Origin of the sequence: Bacillus sp. FSL W8-1127, from assembly GCF_038006725.1 — a bacterium.
Lineage (GTDB): Bacteria > Bacillota > Bacilli > Bacillales > DSM-4216 > Bacillus_O > Bacillus_O smithii.
In genome coordinates this window covers 1,365,393-1,387,708 of record NZ_JBBOVU010000001.1, presented here as the reverse complement: position 1 = coordinate 1,387,708, position 22,316 = coordinate 1,365,393, and the positions used below count along the sequence as shown (strand labels likewise).

General features: G+C 41.8%; 18 protein-coding genes and 1 pseudogene. All 19 read right to left on the bottom strand.

Annotated elements, in window-relative coordinates:
* Window positions 1–10 precede the first annotated feature (10 nt).
* The 19 genes and pseudogenes from trmFO to smc all read right to left on the bottom strand — a co-directional run bounded on the left by trmFO (window position 11) and on the right by smc (window position 22,302).
* A complete protein-coding gene (gene trmFO, locus NST12_RS06585; protein WP_445662321.1) occupies window positions 11–1,315 on the bottom strand; it encodes an FADH(2)-oxidizing methylenetetrahydrofolate--tRNA-(uracil(54)-C(5))-methyltransferase TrmFO in 1,305 nt (434 codons plus the stop codon).
* Between the two features lie 264 nt (window positions 1,316–1,579).
* Complete coding sequence (topA, locus tag NST12_RS06580) at window positions 1,580–3,655, bottom strand: type I DNA topoisomerase (protein WP_327797879.1); 2,076 nt, start codon at window positions 3,653–3,655, stop codon at window positions 1,580–1,582.
* A gap of 274 nt (window positions 3,656–3,929) precedes the next feature.
* Entirely contained in the window at window positions 3,930–4,799 is an 870-nt protein-coding gene (gene dprA, locus NST12_RS06575; RefSeq protein WP_327797880.1) for a DNA-processing protein DprA, read from the bottom strand.
* A gap of 414 nt (window positions 4,800–5,213) precedes the next feature.
* A complete protein-coding gene (gene sucD / locus NST12_RS06570; protein WP_048623151.1) occupies window positions 5,214–6,116 on the bottom strand; it encodes a succinate--CoA ligase subunit alpha in 903 nt (300 codons plus the stop codon).
* Window positions 6,117–6,132: 16 nt separating this feature from the next.
* Window positions 6,133–7,293, bottom strand: coding sequence for an ADP-forming succinate--CoA ligase subunit beta (gene sucC, locus NST12_RS06565; RefSeq protein WP_341100670.1), 1,161 nt, complete (start codon window positions 7,291–7,293; stop codon window positions 6,133–6,135).
* A 182-nt stretch (window positions 7,294–7,475) separates the two neighbouring features.
* Complete coding sequence (locus NST12_RS06560) at window positions 7,476–7,766, bottom strand: EscU/YscU/HrcU family type III secretion system export apparatus switch protein (RefSeq protein WP_341100668.1); 291 nt, start codon at window positions 7,764–7,766, stop codon at window positions 7,476–7,478.
* Window positions 7,763–9,577, bottom strand: a complete 1,815-nt coding sequence (locus NST12_RS06555) for a hypothetical protein (RefSeq protein ID WP_341100666.1) — start codon at window positions 9,575–9,577, stop codon at window positions 7,763–7,765. The genes NST12_RS06560 and NST12_RS06555 overlap by 4 nt, the downstream gene beginning before the upstream one ends.
* Window positions 9,574–10,363, bottom strand: a pseudogene (locus tag NST12_RS06550) (ribonuclease HII). The gene NST12_RS06555 and the pseudogene NST12_RS06550 overlap by 4 nt, the downstream one beginning before the upstream one ends.
* A gap of 370 nt (window positions 10,364–10,733) precedes the next feature.
* On the bottom strand, window positions 10,734–11,588 hold the full coding sequence (gene ylqF / locus NST12_RS06545; RefSeq protein ID WP_341100664.1) for a ribosome biogenesis GTPase YlqF: 855 nt from the start codon (window positions 11,586–11,588) through the stop codon (window positions 10,734–10,736).
* 168 nt (window positions 11,589–11,756) lie between these two features.
* Window positions 11,757–12,296: a signal peptidase I gene (gene lepB / locus NST12_RS06540; protein WP_328201424.1), complete on the bottom strand. Its 540-nt coding sequence runs from the start codon at window positions 12,294–12,296 to the stop codon at window positions 11,757–11,759.
* 362 nt (window positions 12,297–12,658) lie between these two features.
* Complete coding sequence (gene rplS / locus NST12_RS06535; RefSeq protein WP_003354556.1) at window positions 12,659–13,003, bottom strand: 50S ribosomal protein L19; 345 nt, start codon at window positions 13,001–13,003, stop codon at window positions 12,659–12,661.
* A 164-nt stretch (window positions 13,004–13,167) separates the two neighbouring features.
* On the bottom strand, window positions 13,168–13,920 hold the full coding sequence (trmD, locus tag NST12_RS06530) for a tRNA (guanosine(37)-N1)-methyltransferase TrmD (RefSeq protein ID WP_003354554.1): 753 nt from the start codon (window positions 13,918–13,920) through the stop codon (window positions 13,168–13,170).
* Window positions 13,917–14,435 (bottom strand): ribosome maturation factor RimM, encoded by a 519-nt coding sequence (gene rimM, locus NST12_RS06525; RefSeq protein ID WP_048623144.1) that lies wholly within the window; start codon window positions 14,433–14,435, stop codon window positions 13,917–13,919. Before rimM ends, trmD begins: the two co-directional genes overlap by 4 nt.
* Before the next feature lie 4 nt (window positions 14,436–14,439).
* Window positions 14,440–14,832, bottom strand: coding sequence for a YlqD family protein (locus tag NST12_RS06520; RefSeq protein WP_327824465.1), 393 nt, complete (start codon window positions 14,830–14,832; stop codon window positions 14,440–14,442).
* Between the two features lie 292 nt (window positions 14,833–15,124).
* Window positions 15,125–15,397: a 30S ribosomal protein S16 gene (rpsP, locus tag NST12_RS06515; RefSeq protein ID WP_003354551.1), complete on the bottom strand. Its 273-nt coding sequence runs from the start codon at window positions 15,395–15,397 to the stop codon at window positions 15,125–15,127.
* A gap of 200 nt (window positions 15,398–15,597) precedes the next feature.
* Complete coding sequence (ffh, locus tag NST12_RS06510; protein ID WP_341100658.1) at window positions 15,598–16,938, bottom strand: signal recognition particle protein; 1,341 nt, start codon at window positions 16,936–16,938, stop codon at window positions 15,598–15,600.
* A 29-nt stretch (window positions 16,939–16,967) separates the two neighbouring features.
* Entirely contained in the window at window positions 16,968–17,300 is a 333-nt protein-coding gene (locus tag NST12_RS06505; RefSeq protein ID WP_003354549.1) for a putative DNA-binding protein, read from the bottom strand.
* 280 nt (window positions 17,301–17,580) lie between these two features.
* The gene (gene ftsY / locus NST12_RS06500; protein WP_040341498.1) at window positions 17,581–18,573 is read right to left on the bottom strand and encodes a signal recognition particle-docking protein FtsY; all 993 of its coding nucleotides are present in this window, start codon (window positions 18,571–18,573) and stop codon (window positions 17,581–17,583) included.
* Between the two features lie 162 nt (window positions 18,574–18,735).
* Window positions 18,736–22,302 carry a chromosome segregation protein SMC gene (smc, locus tag NST12_RS06495; RefSeq protein ID WP_341100655.1) on the bottom strand — a complete coding sequence of 1,189 codons (3,567 nt, stop codon included), beginning with the start codon at window positions 22,300–22,302 and terminating at the stop codon, window positions 18,736–18,738.
* Window positions 22,303–22,316: the final 14 nt, after the last annotated feature.

The following is a 22,316-nucleotide window of genomic DNA, read 5'->3' as shown; positions in this document are numbered from 1 at the left end:
TGCAATGTTTCTACAAACTTTTCACAAAGTTATGAATTGTTTCTAATGCTCGGCGTGCGTATTCCATATTTCTTTCTTTTTTATCACGAATTTTCTTCGGAAGTGCAGGAAACAATCCAAAGTTCGCATTCATCGGTTGAAAATGGTCCGGATTAGCAGTCGTAATATAATGTGCCATACTGCCAATCGCCGTAACAGCAGGAAATTCCACAGGGTCTAAGCCTTTCGCCAGTCTTGCAGCGTTTAATCCTGCCACTAATCCGCTGGCAGCTGATTCTACATATCCCTCTACCCCCGTCATTTGCCCGGCAAAGAATAAAGTGTCCCGATTTCGAAATTGATAGGTCGCTTTTAACACCTTCGGAGAATTAATAAATGTATTTCGATGCATCACACCATAGCGGACAATTTCAGCATTTTCTAATCCGGGAATTAAACGGATCACTTCTTTTTGCGGCCCCCATTTCATATGCGTTTGAAAACCGACAATATTATACAATGTCCCGGCAGCATCATCCTGTCTCAGCTGCACGACTGCAAATGGACGTTTATTGGTACGAGGATCTTCCAATCCAACTGGCTTTAGCGGCCCGAACAGAAGCGTCTTTTTCCCTCTTTGCGCCATTACTTCCACCGGCATGCATCCTTCAAAATATTTTTCTTCTTCAAACTCTCTTAATGGAACGGTTTCCGCCGCCAATAACGCTTCGTAAAAACGGTCAAATTCTTCTTCCGTCATCGGGCAGTTCAAGTATGCCGCTTCCCCTTTATCATAGCGGGATTTTAAATATACTTTGTCCATATCGATGCTTTCTTTCTCAATGATCGGCGCCGCGGCATCATAAAAATAAAGATAATCTTCGCCAGTCAGCTCTTTTAATTTTTCTGACAACGAGGGGCTGGTCAGAGGACCGGTCGCAATAACCGTGATGCCTTCTGGTATTTCCGTCACTTCTTCCGTAAAAACTGTCACGTTCGAGTGGTTTTTGACTCGTTCTGTCACGTTGGCCGCAAATTCATGGCGGTCAACCGCAAGCGCTCCGCCTGCAGGTACCTGGCAATCATCAGCAGAACGAATGATGACGGAGTTAAGTGTTCTCATTTCTTCTTTTAATACACCAACTGCATTAGTAAGAGTATCGGCACGCAATGAGTTGGAACATACCAGTTCCGCAAATTTATCGGTATGATGAGCCGGTGTTTGTTTGACCGGCCTCATTTCATAAAGATTGACCTTTATTCCCCGTTCTGCGATTTGGAACGCGGCTTCGCTTCCGGCAAGACCGGCTCCTACTACATTTACCGTTTGTGTCATATTTATATTGCCTCCTGATAGATGAACCTTATCGTTTTACTGTCTCTTCTTTATCCCGTATGGATTTTACAACAGCTGAATCGTCAAAAAAAGCGTTTTGCTTACCACGAAGAAAGAGTGAGCGATTTTGCCCACCCTTCCGTGATCTTATTGGAATCTTAACATTCCTCACACGAGGCTGTTTTACGGACTGCTTTTGCTGCAGGCATTTTCGGAACGAAAGGACAAAGAACGCCCACATTCAATCATGCAGCCAAATTCCATTTATTGTTGCGGTTGTTCTTTATATTCACACTGTGTACATTGAACTTGCACGCCTTTTTTTAATTTTTTTTCTACTAACAGTCCTTCGCATTTCGGGCATTTACGATCAATCGGTTTATCCCATGAAAGAAAATCGCATTCCGGATAACGGTCGCAGCCGTAAAAAATCCGGCTTTTTTTGCTTTTTCTTTCTATTATATTTCCTTTATGGCATTTCGGGCATTTCACTCCGATTTCTTTCACTATCGGCTTAGTGTTTCGGCATTCCGGAAAATTGCTGCAGGCCATAAACTTTCCGTATCTGCCCATTTTAAATACCATCGGGCTTCCGCATCGTTCGCAATCTTCCCCGGCATACTCATCTTTTATTTCTACTTTTTCCATTTCTTGTTCTGCTTTATCCAAATGTTTTTCAAAGCCTTTGTAAAAATCATCTATGACTTTGATCCACTCTACTTTTCCTTCTTCGATTTCATCCAATTCCTTTTCCATATTGGCCGTAAATTCCACATCTACAATTTCCGAGAAAAACTCAAGCAATAATTCATAGACAATTTCGCCAAGCTCTGTGGGAACAAAGCGTTTATTATCTAAAGACACATAGCCTCGTTTTTGTATCGTATCAAGAGTAGGAGCATAGGTGGATGGCCGTCCAATTCCAAGCTCCTCCAGCGTTTTCACTAAACGAGCTTCCGTATATCTTGGCGGTGGTTGTGTAAAATGCTGTACAGGTTCAATTTTTTCCGAATTTACTCTATCACCTTTTTGTAAATCAGGCAACCAATTTTCCTTTTCTTCTTTGTTATCGTCCGTTCCTTCCACATAAACTTTCATAAATCCCGGAAATTTTATTTTCGAACCATTTGCCCGAAACATGACCCCATTTTGCAGAAGATCCACACTGATGGTATCCATGATCGCAGGAGCCATTTGACTAGCTACAAAACGCTCCCAAATCAGTTTATACAGTTTAAATTGATCTCTGGTTAAATATTCTTTTATTTTCGCCGGCTCTCTAAATGTGCTGGTAGGCCGAATCGCTTCATGGGCATCTTGGGCATTTGTTTGCTTTCTTTCTTTTCGCTTTTCCGTTGGAGTATAGTTTTTTCCAAAATGTTCTTCTATATACTGTAAAGATTCTTTCTGAGCCACTTCCGATATACGTGTCGAATCGGTTCTCATGTACGTAATCAAACCGACCGTGCCTTCTTTTCCCAGATCAATCCCTTCATAAAGCTGCTGGGCGATCATCATTGTTTTCTTCGCACGGAAATTAAGCTTTCTGGCAGCTTCTTGCTGTAAAGAAGATGTGGTAAAAGGCGGAGCAGGGTTTCGTTTTCGTTCTTTTTTCGTAACGCTATCAACCGTGAATTCTTCTCCGTTAAGTTTGGCTAAAATTTCCTTTACTTGCTCCTCTGATTTCACATCCTGTTTTTTTCCATCGATCCCGTAAAACGAAGCTTGAAAACGATCGCTATTTTTTCGAAAGACTGCTTCGATCGTCCAATATTCCTCCGGCTTAAAATTCTGAATTTCTTTTTCTCGATCGATGATAAGCCGAAGTGCAACCGATTGAACTCGGCCTGCGCTCAATCCTTTTTTTACTTTCTTCCAAAGCAGCGGGCTTATTTTATACCCTACGAGACGATCCAGCACCCTGCGCGCCTGCTGGGCATCGACCAAATCCATATTGATCGGCCGTGGATGTTTGAAAGATTCTTTAATGGCATCTTTTGTGATTTCATTGAAAACCACACGGCAGTCTGAGTCCATGTCGAGGTTTAGACTATGAGCCAGATGCCATGCAATGGCTTCTCCTTCACGGTCCGGGTCGGCGGCAAGATAAACTTTTTTCGCCTTTTTGGCTGCTGATTTCAGCTCTTTTAAGATGGCGCCTTTTCCGCGAATAGTAATATATTTTGGTTCAAAACGATTTTTTATATCAACTCCCATTTGGCTTTTAGGCAAATCGCGGACATGCCCCATGGAAGCCTTCACTTTATATTTTTTCCCCAAATATTTTTCAATGGTTTTTGCTTTTGCTGGGGATTCCACTATTACGAGATAATCTGACATGTGTAAACCTCCCCTAACGGGTAAAAATGGAAACATTTATACGAAAGATATACCCACTGATTAGAGGCATCTTCCGTTTGTAATGTTTTCTCTCGTTTTTCAGTTTTCATAATTTTGGAAACTTGTTTGCGAGTATTCTGTTGCACAATGTATAACAGAATGAAAAGAAATGCAACCTTTTTACATAAAAAATCTGTTTTTCATTCATAATCCGTTGTGGATGAAAAAATTCCTATTTTCATTTTTATGTTGAAATTTTTTTCTTTGCCTCCATTTAAAAAGCCTTTATAATATCTTCGGCGTTTCTAACGAGATGAGCTCCATCCGCAATTAAATCATGTGTGCCTTCGGAAAGGGGATCAAAAATGGCGCCGGGGACTGCAAACACTTCTTTTCCTTGCTCCAAAGCATGCTGAACGGTGATCAAAGATCCGCTCCGCTTTCCTGCCTGTATGACCACCGTACCAATCGTCATACCGCTAATAATTCGATTTCGTTCCGGAAAATGCCACTTTTTCGGTTTCCTATTTGGCGGATATTCTGAAATTAAAAGCCCTTTTTCCGCAATAAGTTTCGCTAAAGGAGCGTTTTCTTTCGGATAAAGATGAAAAAAGCCGCCGCCAAGTACAGCAATGGTTTTCCCGCCAGCTTGTAAGGCCGCTTGGTGGCTGAAGGAATCAATACCGGAAGCCAAACCGCTGACAATAATAAATTTTTCCTCTACCAACGGCGGTATAAACTCGGAGATGACTTTTTTTCCATAATCATTTCCTTTTCTGGATCCAACAAACGCAATCTTTTTCTCATCAGATAAAAGCCGGGAATCTCCTGCTGCATAAAGACCCCAAGGCGGAGTGGGGATTTGCTTTAACAAGCGAGGATAATTAGAATCATATATGGGAAAAAACTTAATTTGATAACGATTATATATATTCAACGATCGATGAATGTCAAAGGAATGGATTTCGTGATAAATCTGAAGAGATTTTTCCAAGGGGATGGACAAAACTTCACTGAAATGGCGGGCAGAATAAGAGTAGATATGTTTCAACGAAGGATCGGCCTTTAACAGGCGAAAGATTCTGTTCCAAGTCATCGACGGGCAATGAGATAAATGAAACAGTTTTTGCGACAATTCATCCATAAAAGTCCTCCTTTTTTGGTTCAACTAACCATCACCGGTCTCTTGACGGAAGTTTCCTTTATCGCACATGAACGGGCAGGAAGCCCCTTCTTCAATATTGGCAAGTCTAATATTGGTTCAATGGGGAAACTCTTCCGAATGTCTGATTGGTTCTTAATACAGCGTCCTTTTTACAAATTGGGGTCAATACATTGAGGCATCTAAAGGAACGGAACGGTAGAAAACGAACTTTTTACTAAATTAAGCACCGAAACAATCTTGTACTAAGAAATATTCTTACTCCTAGTTAAGCTTGATAAGCCGTTGGGACTTTTCAGCAATGGTTGGTTGCAGAACCACCGATTGCTTTTCCCAACGGCCGACTATTACAAGTATTTTGACAAAAAAAGATTGTCTGTTTAAACTTCATTTTGGTCAATGGGTCTTACATTGTTCGTACAGTCCTGCCTCTTTAATGGCTTCAATCAATGTTTCGCCTATTTTCGCCGGCGTATCCGCTATTTTAATGCCGCATTCTTTCATCACGCGGATTTTTTCATCCGCCGTCCCTTTGCCGCCTGAAATAATCGCGCCGGCATGACCCATACGTTTACCCGGAGGGGCCGTCCTTCCACCGATAAATCCGACAACCGGCTTTTTCATATTGGCTTTTATCCAGCGGGCCGCGTCTTCCTCTGCGGTACCACCGATTTCTCCAATCAGAATGACGGCATAAGTGTCGGGATCATGATTAAACTCTTTTAAAACATCAATAAAATTCGTTCCGTTGACAGGATCTCCTCCGATCCCGACGGCTGAAGATTGGCCAATACCGGCTTGTGACAATTGGTGCACAGCTTCATACGTTAAAGTTCCAGACCGGGAAACGACGCCGACATGGCCTTTTTTATGAATATATCCGGGCATAATGCCAATTTTGCATTCTTCCGGTGTAATAACGCCTGGACAGTTGGGACCAATTAACCGTGTTTTCTTTCCTTCCATAAAGCGTTTTACTTGAACCATATCCAAAACGGGAATATGCTCTGTGATGCAGACGACCAATTCCAGTTCGGCATCTACTGCTTCCATAATCGCGTCGGCAGCAAAAGGCGCAGGTACATAAATAACCGATGCGTTTGCCCCGGTGGTTTCCACGGCTTCTTTCACAGTATTAAATACGGGCACCCCTTCTATTTCCGTGCCACCTTTACCAGGTGAAGTACCGCCCACAATTTTCGTACCATATTCCAGCATTTGTTTTGTATGAAATCGAGCAGTAGATCCGGTAATTCCTTGAACAATGACTTTTGTTTCTTTATTCACATATACACTCATTTTTTCCCCGCCTTTCTTAACCTACTTGTTCCACTATTTTTTGTGCTCCATCCGCCATGGATTCTGCGGCTATAATATGAAGACCAGATTCATTTAAAATTTTCTTGCCTAGATCCACGTTGGTTCCTTCTAGACGTACCACAAGCGGAACTTGCAAGCCAAGTTCTTTAGCGGCTTCGACAATACCCGTCGCGATGATGTCGCATTTCATAATGCCTCCAAAAATATTGACAAATATCCCTTTTACATTGGGATCAGATAATATAATCTTAAAGGCTTCCGTTACTTTCTCAGCTGTAGCGCCGCCCCCGACATCGAGGAAATTCGCTGGCTCACCGCCGTAATATTTAATAATATCCATAGTTGCCATCGCAAGACCAGCTCCATTTACCATGCAACCGATATTGCCTTCAAGAGAAATGTAGCTTAAATCATATTTAGAAGCTTCGATTTCTTTTGGATCTTCTTCGTCTAAATCGCGGTATTCAAGGATATCTTTATGGCGATACAGAGCATTTGAGTCAAAGTTAAGCTTTGCATCCAACGTCATGACTTTTCCGTCGCCGGTCACAACAAGCGGATTAATTTCTGCAATGGAACAGTCTTTCTCAACAAATACTTTGTAAAGACCCAGCATGAAATTCGCCGCTTGATTCACCAGTTCATTTGGAATGTTGATATGGAAAGCAATCCTGCGGGCTTGGAAAGGTGTTAATCCCGTTAATGGATCTATCGTCTCTTTGAAAATTTTCTCAGGTGTCTTCGCAGCCACTTCTTCTATTTCCGTACCGCCTTCTTCTGAAGCCATTAATACAACGCGGGAAGCGGCACGGTCCAGCACGATCCCCACATAATATTCTTTCTTTATATCGCAGCCTTCTTCAATAAGTAAGCGCTTTACTTCTTTGCCTTTTGGACCAGTTTGATGTGTGACAAGTGTTTTCCCCAACAATTCCTCCGCATATGTACGAACTTCATCTAAGTTTTTCGCAATTTTGACGCCGCCTGCTTTTCCACGTCCCCCAGCATGAATCTGCGCTTTCACAACCCAAACATCCGTCCCCAGTTCTTTAGCGGCTTCGACTGCTTCTTCCACAGAAAAAGCCGCTTTGCCGTTTGGAACCGCCACCCCATACTTTCTGAGTATTTCTTTTCCTTGGTACTCATGGATATTCATTCATTCCATCCTCCTATTAACAACCAATAATGGACTGCGTATTGTTTATTTTATAAAAACTCTGACTATTTGTCTAGCTCTTCTCTCATTTTATCAGCATTTATGTCTTTTTTTTGTATTTTATGTCCCTATTCTTCTCTTTTACTTTAATAATTGCGAAAAAGAACCGGCGTTCCGCCGGTTCACTCATTATGCCCTTCCTCTGCTTTATCCAACCGATAAATAAAGGCAAAAACTTCTGCAACTGCTTGATACAGTTCTTCCGGTATCGCTGTAGACAATTCCAGTTTGCAAAGCAATTCCACTAAATTACGGTCTTCTTGAATGGGAATATGGTTTTCTTTAGCTTTTTCAATAATCGCCTCAGCCGTTTTGCCCGACCCTTTCGCGATAAGAATTGGAGCTTGATGCTTATGAGGATCATAAGAAAGAGCAGCTGCTTGTTTTCGTTTTATTCCGTTTTCTTTTTTCATATCAAAATATTCACTCCGGTCGAAAATGGATCTTGCATCATTTCCTGAAGGATCATTTTCCCGTTTTTTTCATCTAAAGGTTTAAACTGGACAGAAGATAATTGGTAGCGAATCTGTTGCAATCCTTCTTTTAAGTTGGATAGAAGCGGAGAGGCAATCGTTTTTAGTTCCGGGTTGTCGCTCATTATAAGGAGAGTGACGATACGGTTTTGAACTTGCATATCGACAACAACCTCCTTTAAATTTTTCAAATCCAAATAAAAAAGAATTCGGCAATAGTCCGGGTCAAGCTTTCCGTCTTTGTTCTTTTTTCCCGACCATTTTATGGTCAAATCTGTGTTGAGTCCGAAAAAAGAAAGAGGAAAATTCATGACAATGGTTTGAGCGGCTCCCAGATCGTTTGATAAAATCGGATATGCATTCAGCCTTGCCAATAGTTTTTCGGCGCTGTCTTTGATCTCTCCGGAAGCCTGGTCTATTACAAGATCGGCCAGCTGTGGTTTTAAAACTTCTTTCCAATTTTCAGTGAAAGATAAAAGGTTGGATTCGTAATCGGCGCCCAATAATTTCATCATCGTTTTCAAGAGAGCAAAAGCATCCTTGCCTTTTAAATGATTTTCCGTCTCTTGTTTTACTTTTTCCCACAAGCCCTGGAACAGTTTTTCCCCTTCGCTTAAGCTATCTAAGGGAAGCTGTCTCGTACGGTCAGCCTCCTGTTCCACTAGTTTTAGCAGCCGGTCTTCCGAAACTGTCAGCAAAGCAGCCAGTTTCTTTAATGAGATTTCACCGTTTTCCGGAATGGATGCCGCCTCCTTCAGCAATGCCGAATAAACTTTTTCAGCCCATTCCGTTGTCTGCGACCGTTTCGATCCACTCTCACGCAAAATATCACGAACCAATTCTTGCTGGGCGGGATCCAGCCGGGATAAAAAGGATGAAAGCTGTTTTCTTCCAATCTCCCCAGATGAAAAAAGCCGTTGAAAGGAATCATCATCCGTTGAAGAAGAAAATAAAGAATTCAGCCATTTGATCGCCAAATCGGACAGTCGAACACCGTTTTGTTCTTCTTTCGGCAAAAATCCCCACTTTTGAAGCAAATCAGCTGCGGCATCTTGTTCGGATGGACCGCCGCTTTCCAGAAGCGCAAGAAACTTTTGGAAAAACTTCATTGCCAATAATTTTGTGGAAGGATCCTTTATTTGATGAAGCGTGTTCATCAATGGGGGCACAAGATCTCCTTCAGGCGATGAAGACGCCATCTGTTCCCTTAATGCCGCCAACAATGAATGGGTGCTGCCCGTCTCCCCCATTACTGACATCAATGAATTAAAGACACTTTTCGTAAATGGGAGGGAACGATCCATCATCAACTTTAAAATGTCAAGCCCTGCTTTTGTATCCGTCAGCTTCAGCCATTGGGCTGCATTTTTCATTTTTTCTTTTGTCAGCACCCATTGTTCAGCCGCCATTTTTTCTGCAATCGCCTTGATCTCCGGAGAAACGGGAAGAGAAAGTTTTTTCACAAGACTTTCGGCCGCAAGTTTAGGGTCCGTCCCCATTTCTGCTGCATTGGCAAGCACTTTTAAGTGCAAACCATTTTTCACCGTGGCTACTATAAACCAGTACCGTTCTCCGGCTTGGAGCGGAACTTCCATTTTAGCGAACATCTTTTGTCCTTTTATATTGATTTCTGCCATATTTTGCGGAAGCCACCGGACAATTTTGGCCGAAAACATTTCTCCTGTCTGAAAATGGACTTGTCTTTCCCGAGGGATTCCTTTTAGGGAAACAATACTTTGCAAAATATTCAATGAATCTTCTCCCCTTTTAGGCTCTCCACGATTTCTTTCACCGGAGAAAAGGATAAGCGATGGATGTCTGAAGGGCCGTATATTTTCAAACCAGCAAGATGCTCTTTCGTTCCGTAGCCCATGTTTTGATCAAATCCGTAATAGGGGTACTTCTTTGCAAACTGTTCCATCATCCTGTCTCTTTCCACTTTCGCAACAATCGATGCGGCGGCAATCGAAGCACTTTTACTGTCTCCTTTTATAATAGATTCTTGAGGAACAGAAAGCGGGAGAGTGATGGCATCGATCAGCAAATAATCCGGAGTTCGAGTGAGCGATTGTACAGCCAGCTGCATTGCTTTTTTTGTCGCTTGATAGATGTTCAATTGGTCAATTTCCTTATGGTCCACAATCCCGATTCCTATGTCTGCATGTTGTTTAATATATGTATAATAGGATTCTCGTTTTGCTTTACTCAGTTTTTTAGAATCATTGAGACCCGGCAAATAAAAATCTTCCGACAAAATGACCGCCGCCGCTACAACGGGTCCGGCAAGCGGCCCTCTGCCAACTTCATCGATCCCGGCAATAATCGAATAACCTTTTTTTTTTGGCTTTATTTTCATAAGTAAATAATGATCGAAATTGTTCTTTTTCTCTCTGTTTCTTTTCTTGTTCTTTATACCAAGCCTGAATCAGTTTTTGCACTCCTTTTCGCTCATCCCCCAGCCATTCCCGAAATAACGGGTCATCCTCAGACTCGATCTCTTTGATTTTTTCTTTGATTTCCCCAATTGTCAGGCTCATATACCGTCTCCTCCTTTTTGAAATGGAACGGAAATCTTTCAAAACTATTACTTCTATTCTAAGAATCCCTTTTCTTTCGATCTGGATATAAGGACAGAATAAACATCCAAAACTTCGAATCGTCAGCTGAATTTCATCAGAAAATGCTCGATATTGGATAAGGGGCATGTCCCCTCTTGGTTTTATTATCGGCTTTTCACAATAAAAAATAAAGACCCGCTAAGAGGGTCTTGAGTCTGTCGTGGACATCGTCCGATTCATTTAACTTTGAAGAGTCCATATGGAAAAAATTCAGCTTCTCCCCAAAAAGCTTCGTCTTTATTCCCTCACAGGCAGGTTGAAAAGAAAAGGGGTTACGTCGCAAATATCTTTAAGAAAGGTGATTTTCCGGAAAATCAAATGTCAATTTCCCTAACTTTTCAGAACGGATATCGCGGATGATAATATCAGTAGTTTTATCGTAATCAATTTCTCCGCCTTTTAGCAGGCAGCCTCTCAGTTTTCCAATGGCATCAAACATTTCGATGATTTCCAAATGAGGGTCAATCTGGTATCGCTCTGTCAGACGCTCGGGATAATGCTCCTTTAAAAATCGCAGTCCATAAGCTGCAACATCTTGCAAATTAATGATCGAATCTTTTATGGCCCCCGTTAGCGCCAATTTATAGCCTACTTCCTCATCTTCAAATTTAGGCCATAAAATACCTGGGGTATCTAAAAGTTCCAGTTCCTTCCCCACTTTTATCCATTGTTGGGCTTTCGTCACCCCTGGTGTATTGCCTGTCTTGGCAATGTTTCGTTTAGCCAGCCGATTAATCAGAGTGGATTTCCCCACATTTGGAATACCGACAATCATAGCACGAACAGCACGGGGCTTGATCCCTCTTGCTCTCATTCGCTCAAATTTTTCTTTCAACAGCTCTTTTGTCTTATTCATTATTTGGGAAAGTCCCTGACCCTCTTGAGAGTTTATTGCAATGGCGGGCAATTGGCGACTCTTGAAGTAAGAGATCCATTCTTTCGTCCATTCCGAATCAGCCAAATCCGCTTTGTTCAATAAAATGATTCTAGGTTTTTGCTGGATGATTTCATCGATCATCGGATTTCGTGAAGACAGAGGCAAACGAGCATCTACCAGCTCAAAAACGATATCAATAAGTTTAAGTTTCTCGGTCACTTCTCTCCTCGCCTTTGCCATATGGCCAGGAAACCATTGTATCGTCATGATTTCACCTCCTATCTGAATGGTTTCTTGATAAGCTTAGCTATTGAGATGAAGTGTTTTGATCAAGCCAAGCTTATTCCAACGAGAAATTCTAAGATGAATCCATGATTCGGAAAACAGGTGTTTAATGGAACGACAAAAAAACATTCCTTTGGTACAAAAAACGGGCTATTTGGCTATTCCGATATCTTTAATCGGCCAATAAATAAACTTTGTCTCCCCTACTATTTTATCCATTTTGATCGTCCCGATATGGCGGCTGTCTTTGCTGAATCGGCGATTGTCCCCTAAGACAAAAATCTCTCCTTTTGGCACTGTATCGCGGCCAATAATTTCTTTCAAAGTAAAGTCTTGTGTTAAAGGACCGTCCGTCACTTCTTTTTTGTATTTGTCTAAATAGGGTTCTTTATAATATTTTCCATTAATATACAATTTGTCGTTCTTATATTCGATTCTATCTCCCGGAAGCCCGATCACTCGTTTAATATAATCTTTTCCTTCCGGTGCGTGAAATACGACAATATCGAATCGTTTGGGTTTCGCAAGTTTATTGACAATCATACGGTCTCCGTTATGCAGTGTCGGCATCATCGAAAGCCCGTCAACCACAATAGGAGCAAAAACGAAGTAACGAATAATCGCCGCGAGAGCCACTGCGATTAAAAGAGCTTTTGTCCATTCCCATAATTCATTTTTCTGTTTTGCCAAATTGTCCACCACCCAATGCCTATATAGAATCAAAATTGCGCCTGCATGCTGTTTCCTCGGACCATTTGCCACACAAATTTCGAGGAAAAACGGCGTTTGTTTTTCTATTAATTCAAGCAGAAAAAACGGAAACATGATCTGATCTATACGTTTTCCTGCCGCAACTCTTATTATTTGTTGAAGCGTTATTCACACAGTGTACTTGGTCATCCATAAAACGAAGCTTCGTCTGAAGAATCCATACATGGCATTTATTTTACTTCATTTAAACTATTTTTGCCACCATTTGGAACGGCATGCAGTATGTATTGGGACATAAAAAGGAGCTTGAATACAAGCTCCTTTTTGCAAAGATCGTTCTATTATCGAATTTCTTTAATACGAGCAGCTTTTCCTCGCAAGTTACGCAAATAGTAAAGTTTCGCACGACGAACTTTACCGCGACGCACAACTTCAATCTTCGCAATTTTTGGTGTGTGAAGAGGGAATGTACGTTCAACCCCTACACCGTAAGAAACTTTACGTACAGTAAAAGTTTCGCTGATTCCGCCGCCGCGGCGTTTGATTACAACACCTTCAAAAATTTGGATACGTTCGCGATTTCCTTCTACAACTTTCACGTGTACGCGTACAGTATCCCCTGGACGGAAATCCGGAATATCATTGCGAAGTTGTTCTTTTGTAATTTCATCAATTAAATGGTGCATCGTATTCAACTCCTTCCAACAGATGCTCTTGCAGATCGATCGTTTGCAGCGGAACATCGTTTTCAAACGAAAAGAACGAAATATTTCGTTCAAATCACAAGCTAAATCTTATCATATCGCCAACCGCAAATCAAGCAGCAATTAGAAATTTTGCCAGTACGTTTTTAAGAGTCGGAGGACGAGTAATTCCCCTTTTCCCATTCTTGCAGCCATTCTTTTTGCTCAGGAGTTAATGGATAATTTTCTAACAAGTCAGGCCTTCTTTCCCAAGTTCTTCGCAGCGACTCCTTCATTCGCCATTGCTCAATCAATCGGTGATTTCCGGACAACAGTACGTCTGGAACTTTCAACCCACGAAAGTCGGCGGGGCGTGTATAATGAGGATGTTCCAGCAATCCAGAGGAAAAAGAGTCCATAATCGGTGAATTCTCATTGCCTAAAACTCCGGGAAGCAGTCTTACAACGCTGTCGACAACTGCCAACGCACCGATTTCGCCTCCAGTCAGCACAAAATCGCCAATGGAAATCTCGTCGGTAACGATCGTCCGAATACGTTCATCATAGCCTTCATAATGTCCGCAAATCAAAATCAAATGGTCTTCTTCGGCAAGCTCTTCCGCTTTTTTCTGCGTATATCTCTCGCCTTGGGGGCACATAAGGATCACTCTTGGCTGAGTGTTTTCGCTTTTTTGTTTCAAATGGGCGACGGCGTCGAAAATGGGCTGTGGTTTTAATACCATCCCGGCGCCGCCCCCGTATGGATAATCATCTACTGATTGATGCTTGTCATTAGAAAATTCTCTGAAATTGACTACATGATAGGTGACAATTTGCTTTTCTGCCGCTTTTTTTAGAATGGAAGATGACAAGACACCGTCAAACATTTCCGGAAACAATGTTAAAATATCAATCTTCATGACAGCAGTCCTTCCATTGGATGGATTATAATGATTTTTTCGTCAATATCTACTTTCTTCACGATGTCCTCAATATACGGAATATAATATTCTTTTCCATTGGAGTCTTTTACCACCCAGACATCATTGGCTCCCGGTGTAAGAATTTCCGTTACGATTCCCACCGGGTCGCCATCTTCCGTCTTTACTTGACAGCCAATGATTTGATGAAAGTAATATTCCCCTTCCTCCAATTCGTGTTGCTGGCTTTCAGGAATCTTTAACATCGCACCTTTAAACTTTTCCACATCGTTGATGCTTTCATAACCTTCAAATGAAAGAAGATCGAATGACTTATGAGTCCTATGACTATTCACCACGAGCGGAATTCCTTCCGTTTGTCCGGGGAGGAATAAATAGAGAGTATTGCCTTTTTTATAGCGTTTTTCCGGGAAGTCGGTACGGGAGAGCACCCGCACTTCTCCCTTGATTCCGTGTGTATTCACGATTTTACCGATATTGAACCATTTCTCCATTCTTTCACCCCTCACGAATGTCAATAATTATTCCGTCTTTCACGACAATCGTTTTCCCTTTTGCCACTTCATCCCAACGGTCTCCAATTTCCACTGTTACAATCGTCTCCAATTCCTGCTCTTTTATTTCGCTTCCAAGCGGCAATAAATCCAATTGTTGAAGTTGAAATTCATATTGCTTGATTTTTTCTCTTCGTTTGTCGATTTCCTTTCCGAAGTAGGCACGAACTTGCGCAAGGGAGAATTTTTTTTCTTTTTCTACCTTTTTTTGCTCAAATTGAAGCTGAGCACATTCCTTTTCCAGCTGCTCGATTTTTTCCGAGTATTTTTGGAGTAGCAACTCTTTGCTTTTTTCCGTTAATACTTGCTTAACGACCACTTTTTGGATAATTTCCATCGGGACACCTCCGAGATTGCCCCCAATAGGCTGACCATGAGTCCTATACAAAAAGGGAGGTTTCCCCTCCCTTTTTCGGCAATTTCCAAATATACTTTTTCCTTTATATCAGCACTAGCTGCCTAAAGAACAGTCCGAATGGTTTTCACCATACGTCCGTATTTTCCAACCACTTTTCCGGCATCAGCCGGTCCATTGGAAGGCTAGAAACCTCTCTTCGCGGATCGACACGGAGCCTTTTCCGAGTGGTCCGCGAAAGGTTGGTCAACGGCAAGAATGAATTCAATCATTCTTATTTGCCGTATTTAGCGTTGTGGAATTTTTCCATAATTCCTTTTTGAGAGAAAAGGTTGCGAACTGTGTCAGACGGTTTTGCACCGTTTTGCAACCATTTAAGCGCCAATTCTTCGTTAATTTCGACTTGAGCCGGTTGAGTCAACGGATTGTATGTTCCGATGGTTTCAATAGAACGGCCATCGCGAGGAAAACGAGAATCTGCCACTACAATACGATAGAACGGAGCTTTTTTTGCCCCCATACGTTTTAAACGAATTTTTACTGCCATGATTAATGCACCTCCGAATAGTTTCACACAAGATAGTATGTTATCAAAAAATCCTATTGCTTGTAAAGTGTTTTTTCTTAACACATGAATATTGCCTCAAAAAACTTACAATTGAAAAGTTTTTAGATCAAGAACCGTAAAAGTAAAACATCATAGATTTCACATGAAAAGGGTGAAACAATGACGGGCCGCTCATCGCGTTACATAAAAGGGAATTTGAAGCCCTTTTTCTTTCCTTTTTGCATGCTGGTCATTTGTTTCATCATTTTTTTCATTTCTTCAAATTGTTTCAACAGCCGATTGACTTCTTGAATGGTTGTACCGCTTCCTTTTGCGATACGTTTTCTTCGACTGGAGTTGATAATTTCCGGATGCTCTTTCTCTTCTTTTGTCATTGAGCGAATAATCGCTTCCACATGGCTGATTTGCTTTTCATCGATTTGAATGTTGTTCAGCCCTTTGATCCTGTTCATTCCGGGGATCATTTTTAATAATTCATCGAGTGGACCCATCGAGCGGACTTGGCCCAATTGGTCAAGAAAATCATCGAGTGTAAATGACATCGTTCGGATTTTTTGTTCAAGCTGTTTTGCTTTCTCTTCGTCAACGGAAGCCTGAGCTTTTTCAATTAACGTCAGCACATCTCCCATTCCGAGAATGCGCGATGCCATTCGTTCCGGATGGAAAGGTTCAAGAGCATCCATTTTCTCGCCCATTCCGGCAAATTTGATGGGCTTACCGGTTACCGAACGAATCGATAAGGCAGCCCCTCCGCGCGTATCCCCGTCCAGCTTGGTTAAGATGACGCCGGTGATGCCAAGCTGTTCATCAAAGCTTTGAGCGACATTGACAGCATCCTGTCCCGTCATCGCATCGACGACAAGAAAAATTTCCTCAGGCTTGGTCAAAGACTGGATTTGTTTTAATTCTTCCATCAAATTTTCATCAATATGGAGCCGGCCGGCGGTATCAATTAAAACATAGTCATAATGCTCTTCTTTTGCTTTTTCAATCGCCTTTTGGGCAATTTCCACCGGGCTGACTTGATCGCCGAGAGAAAAGACCGGCATATTCAGCTGTTTGCCGAGAGTTTCCAACTGCTTGATGGCGGCAGGACGGTAAATATCCGCAGCGACCAGCAACGGCTTGCGGTTGTATTTTTTCCTCAAAAGGTTAGCCAGCTTGCCTGTTGTCGTCGTTTTCCCCGCTCCTTGGAGCCCGACCATCATCACAACAGTCGGAGGGCGCTTCGCAACGGCAATTAGGCTCTGTTCACCGCCCATCAGCTCGGTCAATTCTTCCTTAACGACTTTGATGACTTGTTGGCCGGGAGTCAGACTCTTCATCACTTCTTGGCCAACGGCGCGTTCGCTCACTTTTTTTACAAAGTCCTTTACAACTTTAAAGTTGACGTCTGCTTCCAAAAGCGCTAAACGAACTTCTCTCATCATCTCTTTCACATCCGCTTCGGATACTTTTCCTTTGCCGCGGATTTTTTGAATGGTGTTTTGCAAACGCTCGGCCAATCCTTCAAAAGCCAATGCTGCCGCCTCCTTTCTTTATAAAAAATCTACTCCAACCTCTCCAATTGTTCCACCAACTCGAGCAACTGCTCTTTTGAATGGTTGTCAGAAGAGATGGCATTCTTTAATTGTTGAAACAGTTCAGTCCTCATTTGAAACTTTTTGAATAAAGACAATTTTTCTTCATATTCTTCCAGCATGGCTTCTGTCCGTTTAATGTTATCATAAACCGCTTGACGGCTTATACCATATTCTTCTGCTATTTCCCCCAACGAGTAATCATCGAGGTAATAGAGGGCCATATAATTACGCTGCTTTGGAGTCAACAACGATTGATAAAAATCATACAAGAAATTCATTCTCGTTGTTTTTTCCAGCATGCCATTCCCCTCTTTTCGTTGTTAAGTGGAATTCCTTTACACTATTTCAGTGTACTTTGAATGACTTCAAATGTCAAGGAAATTCCCTTGCATGTGCCTGACGACAGAATATAAAGCGCTTTTTGGCGATAAAGGAACTCATGGAGCTCCCATTCCCCTTATTTCAAAAGTGAAAAACCGTTTGAGCCATAGACTGTTTATTTCCATCTGACCGGATAGTCCCAGCTGCGGCTCAAACGGTATTAGAAGAAGCCTTTATTCCTGCCTCTCCCCCAAAACGTCAGTTGGTGGAATCCTCTTTCATAAGGTCGGAAAATAATCCGTATACATACTTTTCAACATCAAACTCCTGCAAATCATCCATTTTTTCACCAAGTCCAACAAATTTTACCGGAATTTGCAATTCATTTCGTATCGCCAGCACGATGCCCCCTTTCGCCGTGCCATCCAGCTTGGTCAACACAATTCCTGTGACTTGGGTAGCTTCTTTAAAGGTTTTTGCTTGGATCAGTGCATTTTGGCCGGTTGTGGCATCTAAAACGAGAAGCACTTCATGAGGAGCCCCGGGCACTTCCCTTTCGATCACGCGTTTCACTTTTTCTAATTCTTTCATCAAGTTCACTTTATTTTGCAGGCGTCCAGCCGTATCGCAAAGGAGAACGTCTACTTTTCTCGCTTTTGCTGCTTTGATGGCGTCAAACATGACAGCAGCGGGGTCCGAACCTTCAGTCTGTTTGATCACATCGACTCCGACCCTTTCCCCCCATACTTCCAATTGTTCAATGGCTCCGGCGCGGAACGTATCGCCTGCAGCCAGAAGCACTGATTTTCCTTCATTTTTAAATTTATGGGCCAGCTTCCCTATCGTTGTCGTTTTGCCGACCCCGTTCACGCCGACAAATAAAATAACTGTCAGACTGTTTTCCTGGAGATTGAGTTCATGAAGGGTTTCATCTCCCCCTTGATAAATCTCCACGAGTTTTTCCACAATCACATCTTGCAATTCAGCAGAGTCTTGAATTTTCCGGCGTTTGGCCTCCATTTTCAGCTCTTCCACCAGTTCCATCACGGTTTGAACACCGACATCGGCACTGATCATAATTTCTTCCAATTCCTCAAAAAACTCCTCGTCCACTTTTCGATAGCGGGCGATCAAGTCGTTGATTTTACTCGAAAATCCACTTCTTGTTTTCGACAAACCGCTCTTGAATTTTTCTGTTACAGTATCCGTTGATTTCGTAAATTTTGATTTTAGTTTTTGAAAAAAGCTCATCATTTCACTTCCTTTACTCATACTACCAGAGTCTTTGCACTTCATTTTTTCTTTAAAACAAGCCTTCGCATTCTGAATAAAGATCAAATTTGAACTTAAACAGAAGATTGCTTGATTCTTAAAAGAAAAAGTTCAAAATGAAACAGCAAGAAAAAGTGTTTCTTACACTTTTAACAATTCCTTCGTTTCTTCCAACCGGACGGAAACCAGCTTTGATACGCCTGATTCTTGCATTGTGACTCCATACAGCACATCGGCTTCTTCCATTGTACCTTTTCGGTGAGTGATGACAATAAACTGTGTTTCTTCGCTGAATTGCTTTAAATAACGGCTGAAGCGATAGACATTGGCTTCGTCAAGCGCTGCTTCTACTTCGTCCATAATGCAAAATGGAACAGGACGTACTTTTAAAATCGAAAAGAGTAATGCAATGGCCGTAAGCGCCCGTTCTCCGCCGGAGAGAAGCCCCAAATTTTGCAGTTTTTTTCCTGGAGGCTGAGCAATTATTTCAATACCGGTAGTCAACATATGATCAGGATCTGTTAATTTTAATTCAGCTCTTCCTCCACCAAACAATTGAGAAAAAACCGATCCAAATTGTTTACGTACAGCAGTGAAGGTCTCTTCGAAACGTCGAGCCATTTCTTCATCCATCTCGGAGATCACACGATAGAGTGTTTCTTTCGCTTCTTGAAGATCATTTTTTTGTTCCAACAAAAAGGAATAACGTTCGGAAATCCGCTTATACTCATCTATCGCTCCCAAATTGACCGTCCCTAATTCCTCAATCGCCAATTTGATTAGTTTTAATTGCTTGCGAGCTTCTTCAATGGGAATCGTAAGCGGATAATGTTCTTTTGCCGCTTCAAATGTAAGCTTGTATTCTTGATTTAAAACGGAAAGACGGTTTTCTAGTTCGACATCCAAACGATTAATCTTTACTTCTTCATCTTGAACGACTTCGACAAGACCTTTATGAATTCGTTTTAATTCTTTTAATTCAAGTTCTTCATCTTCAATGATTTGCTGAAGCTTGAATCGTTCTTCCCTTCTCAATGAGATGAGACGTGCTGTCTCTTCCTTATCTTGGGATTTTTGCTTAGCAGCTGCTTCCACTTGAAATTCCCCGTCTTCACTGTTCACCATTTCGGACTGCAAATCGTTCAAATCGTTTTCCAATTGCTTTTGTTTGTTGGACGCTGCCTCAATCTCCGTTTCTACTCTTTGAAGTTCTTTTTTGCGTGCGTTAAGCTGCTCATTTTTAACCGCCAATAATGCTTTCAAATCGCTGATTTCACTTTGCAGTTTTTCTTTTGATTCTTTCTCATGATATTTCTGCTCTGTCAGACGTTCTAATTCAGCATTGATTTTCTTCAACGCAGATTCTGTATTTTCAAGAGATCGAAGCAAAGGCTCTTTTCGCTCTGTCAACGCTTGTTTTTCCCGCTCGTATTCCGATTTTTCCAAATCGTACACGGCCAGTTTTTCATTTAGATTCTCAAAGGCCATTTCGTTTTCACGCCATTTGGCTTTCCATTCTTGCTGCTGCAAACGAAGCTTTTCCCCATCTTTTCGCATTTCTTCCAAATGAGCTTCGCGGGATTGGATTTCCGATTTTAATTCCTTTACCTTTTTTTCCGCCTCCATTGTTTTTTGTTCCATGATTTCGATTTCCTGCTTTAAAGATTCCAGCTCATTTTTGCGGCTTAAAATGGAAGCATTCTTTTGTTTAACCGCTCCTCCTGTCATGGAACCTCCGGGGTTGACGACATCGCCATCAAGCGTTACCATCCGCAATCGGTATCCAAGTTTTTTAGCCAGATCATTAGCTGCTTTTAAATCCGTTGTGATCACAACATTTCCTAACAAATTGGAAATGATGTCACGATATTTATCTTCACAACGAATCAATTCTGCCGCAATTCCGACAAAACGGCTATCCGATCGCAGCAATGCAATCAGGTCATTGGAAATCGATTTGCCTTTTATGATATTCAACGGCAAAAAAGTCGCCCTGCCGTAATGATGCTTCTTCAAAAAGCCGATAGCTTCACGGGCAGAACGCTCGTCCACCGTCACGATGTGCTGCGTGGCACTGCCGAGAGCTGTCTCGATGGCCCTTTCCAATTCTTTCGGGACTTCAATCAGTTCAGCCACCGCTCCTTCAATTCCATGAAGAACCGAATTTTTAGCTTTCAAAACTTCTTTTACGCCTTGGAAAAAGCCGGCATACTCTTCTTCCATCGTTTCGAGCATTTCTTTACGAGACTTGGCTTGCTGCAGAATTTTATAGGCTTGATATAAATTCGATTCCAATTTCGCATATTTTTGTTTCTGTGCTTCAAGCGTTCGTTTTTCCGTTTGGAAAGAATGAATGTGCTGATTCAACTCAAGTTCAATTCGTTTCAACTCGTTTTCTAAATATTTTCTTTCGTTTTCAAATTCAGTACGAGAGCTTAAATATTTTTCGTTTTCCTTCGTCAGCCTTTGTTGGCGAGCTTCATATTGCTGCCATTGCTGTTCAATGTACTGCAGCTCATTTTTGATAGACGCTTGATTGTTTAAATGATCGATATAATCGGTTTTTAATGAATCAATCCGTTCGTCTACGTCGTCGGCCAGCTCGTTTAATTGTTTTTGTTTATCAGCGAGTGATTGTTTTAAGGCGAGCGCTTCCTCTTTACAGTTTTCCGTTTCTTGTTTAAGAAGCTCTTTTTCGTTTTGCAAAGATTGAAGACGTTCTATAAGTTCGATAACATTTTGCCTTAATTGGCTTTCGTTTTGAGCCGCATTTTTCTTTCTTTCTATTAATACCTTTTTTTGCCCTTCCAGTTTCTCCAATTCTTCACTGGCCGCCAACAAAACATTTTGCAAATCACTAATGGATTCATCCAATGCCGTCAGCCGATCCCTCAACTCCGCAAGCCTAGCTTCCTTTTTTTGAATTTCGGCCGATCGAGCCATTTCATCTTTTTTATGACTATCCAGCTCGCTGCTCAATTTTTCCCATCGCTTATGTAATTCTTCAATCTCATAAACGATGCAAGCCACTTCCACCTTTTCTAAATCCTCTTTTTTCTGAAGATAATCTTTGGCGATAGAAGCTTGAATTTTGAGCGGCTCTACTTGGTGTTCCAGTTCGTGCAAAATGTCATTGACCCTGTTCAGATTTTCTTCTGTTTCAGCCAATCTGGCCTCTGCCTTTTTTTTGCGCGTTTTGTATTTCAACACTCCCGCTGCTTCTTCAAAAATGCTTCGTCTGTCTTCCGGCTTGCTGTTCAAAATTTCTTCTACGCGGCCCTGTCCTATCATAGAAAAAGCTTCCCTGCCAAGACCGGAATCCATGAACAACTCGACAATGTCTCTCAATCGGCATGGCTGTTTGTTAATAAAAAACTCGCTTTCACCAGATCGAGTCACCCTTCTAGTGACACTGATTTCATTATATTCCAGCGGCAAAAATTCATCTTCATTATCGAGAACTAACGTAACTTCCGCAAAATTTAAGGCTTTTCGGGTATCACTTCCAGCAAAAATAACATCTTCCATCTTTGATCCGCGGAGCGACTTTGCAGAATGCTCTCCTAATACCCACCTGACGGCATCGGTAATATTGCTTTTCCCCGACCCGTTTGGCCCAACCACTGCTGTTATACCAGGAACAAAATCAATGGTGATTCTGTCAGCAAACGATTTAAAGCCAACGATCTCCAATCGTTTGAGGAACATTTATTTTCCCCCTG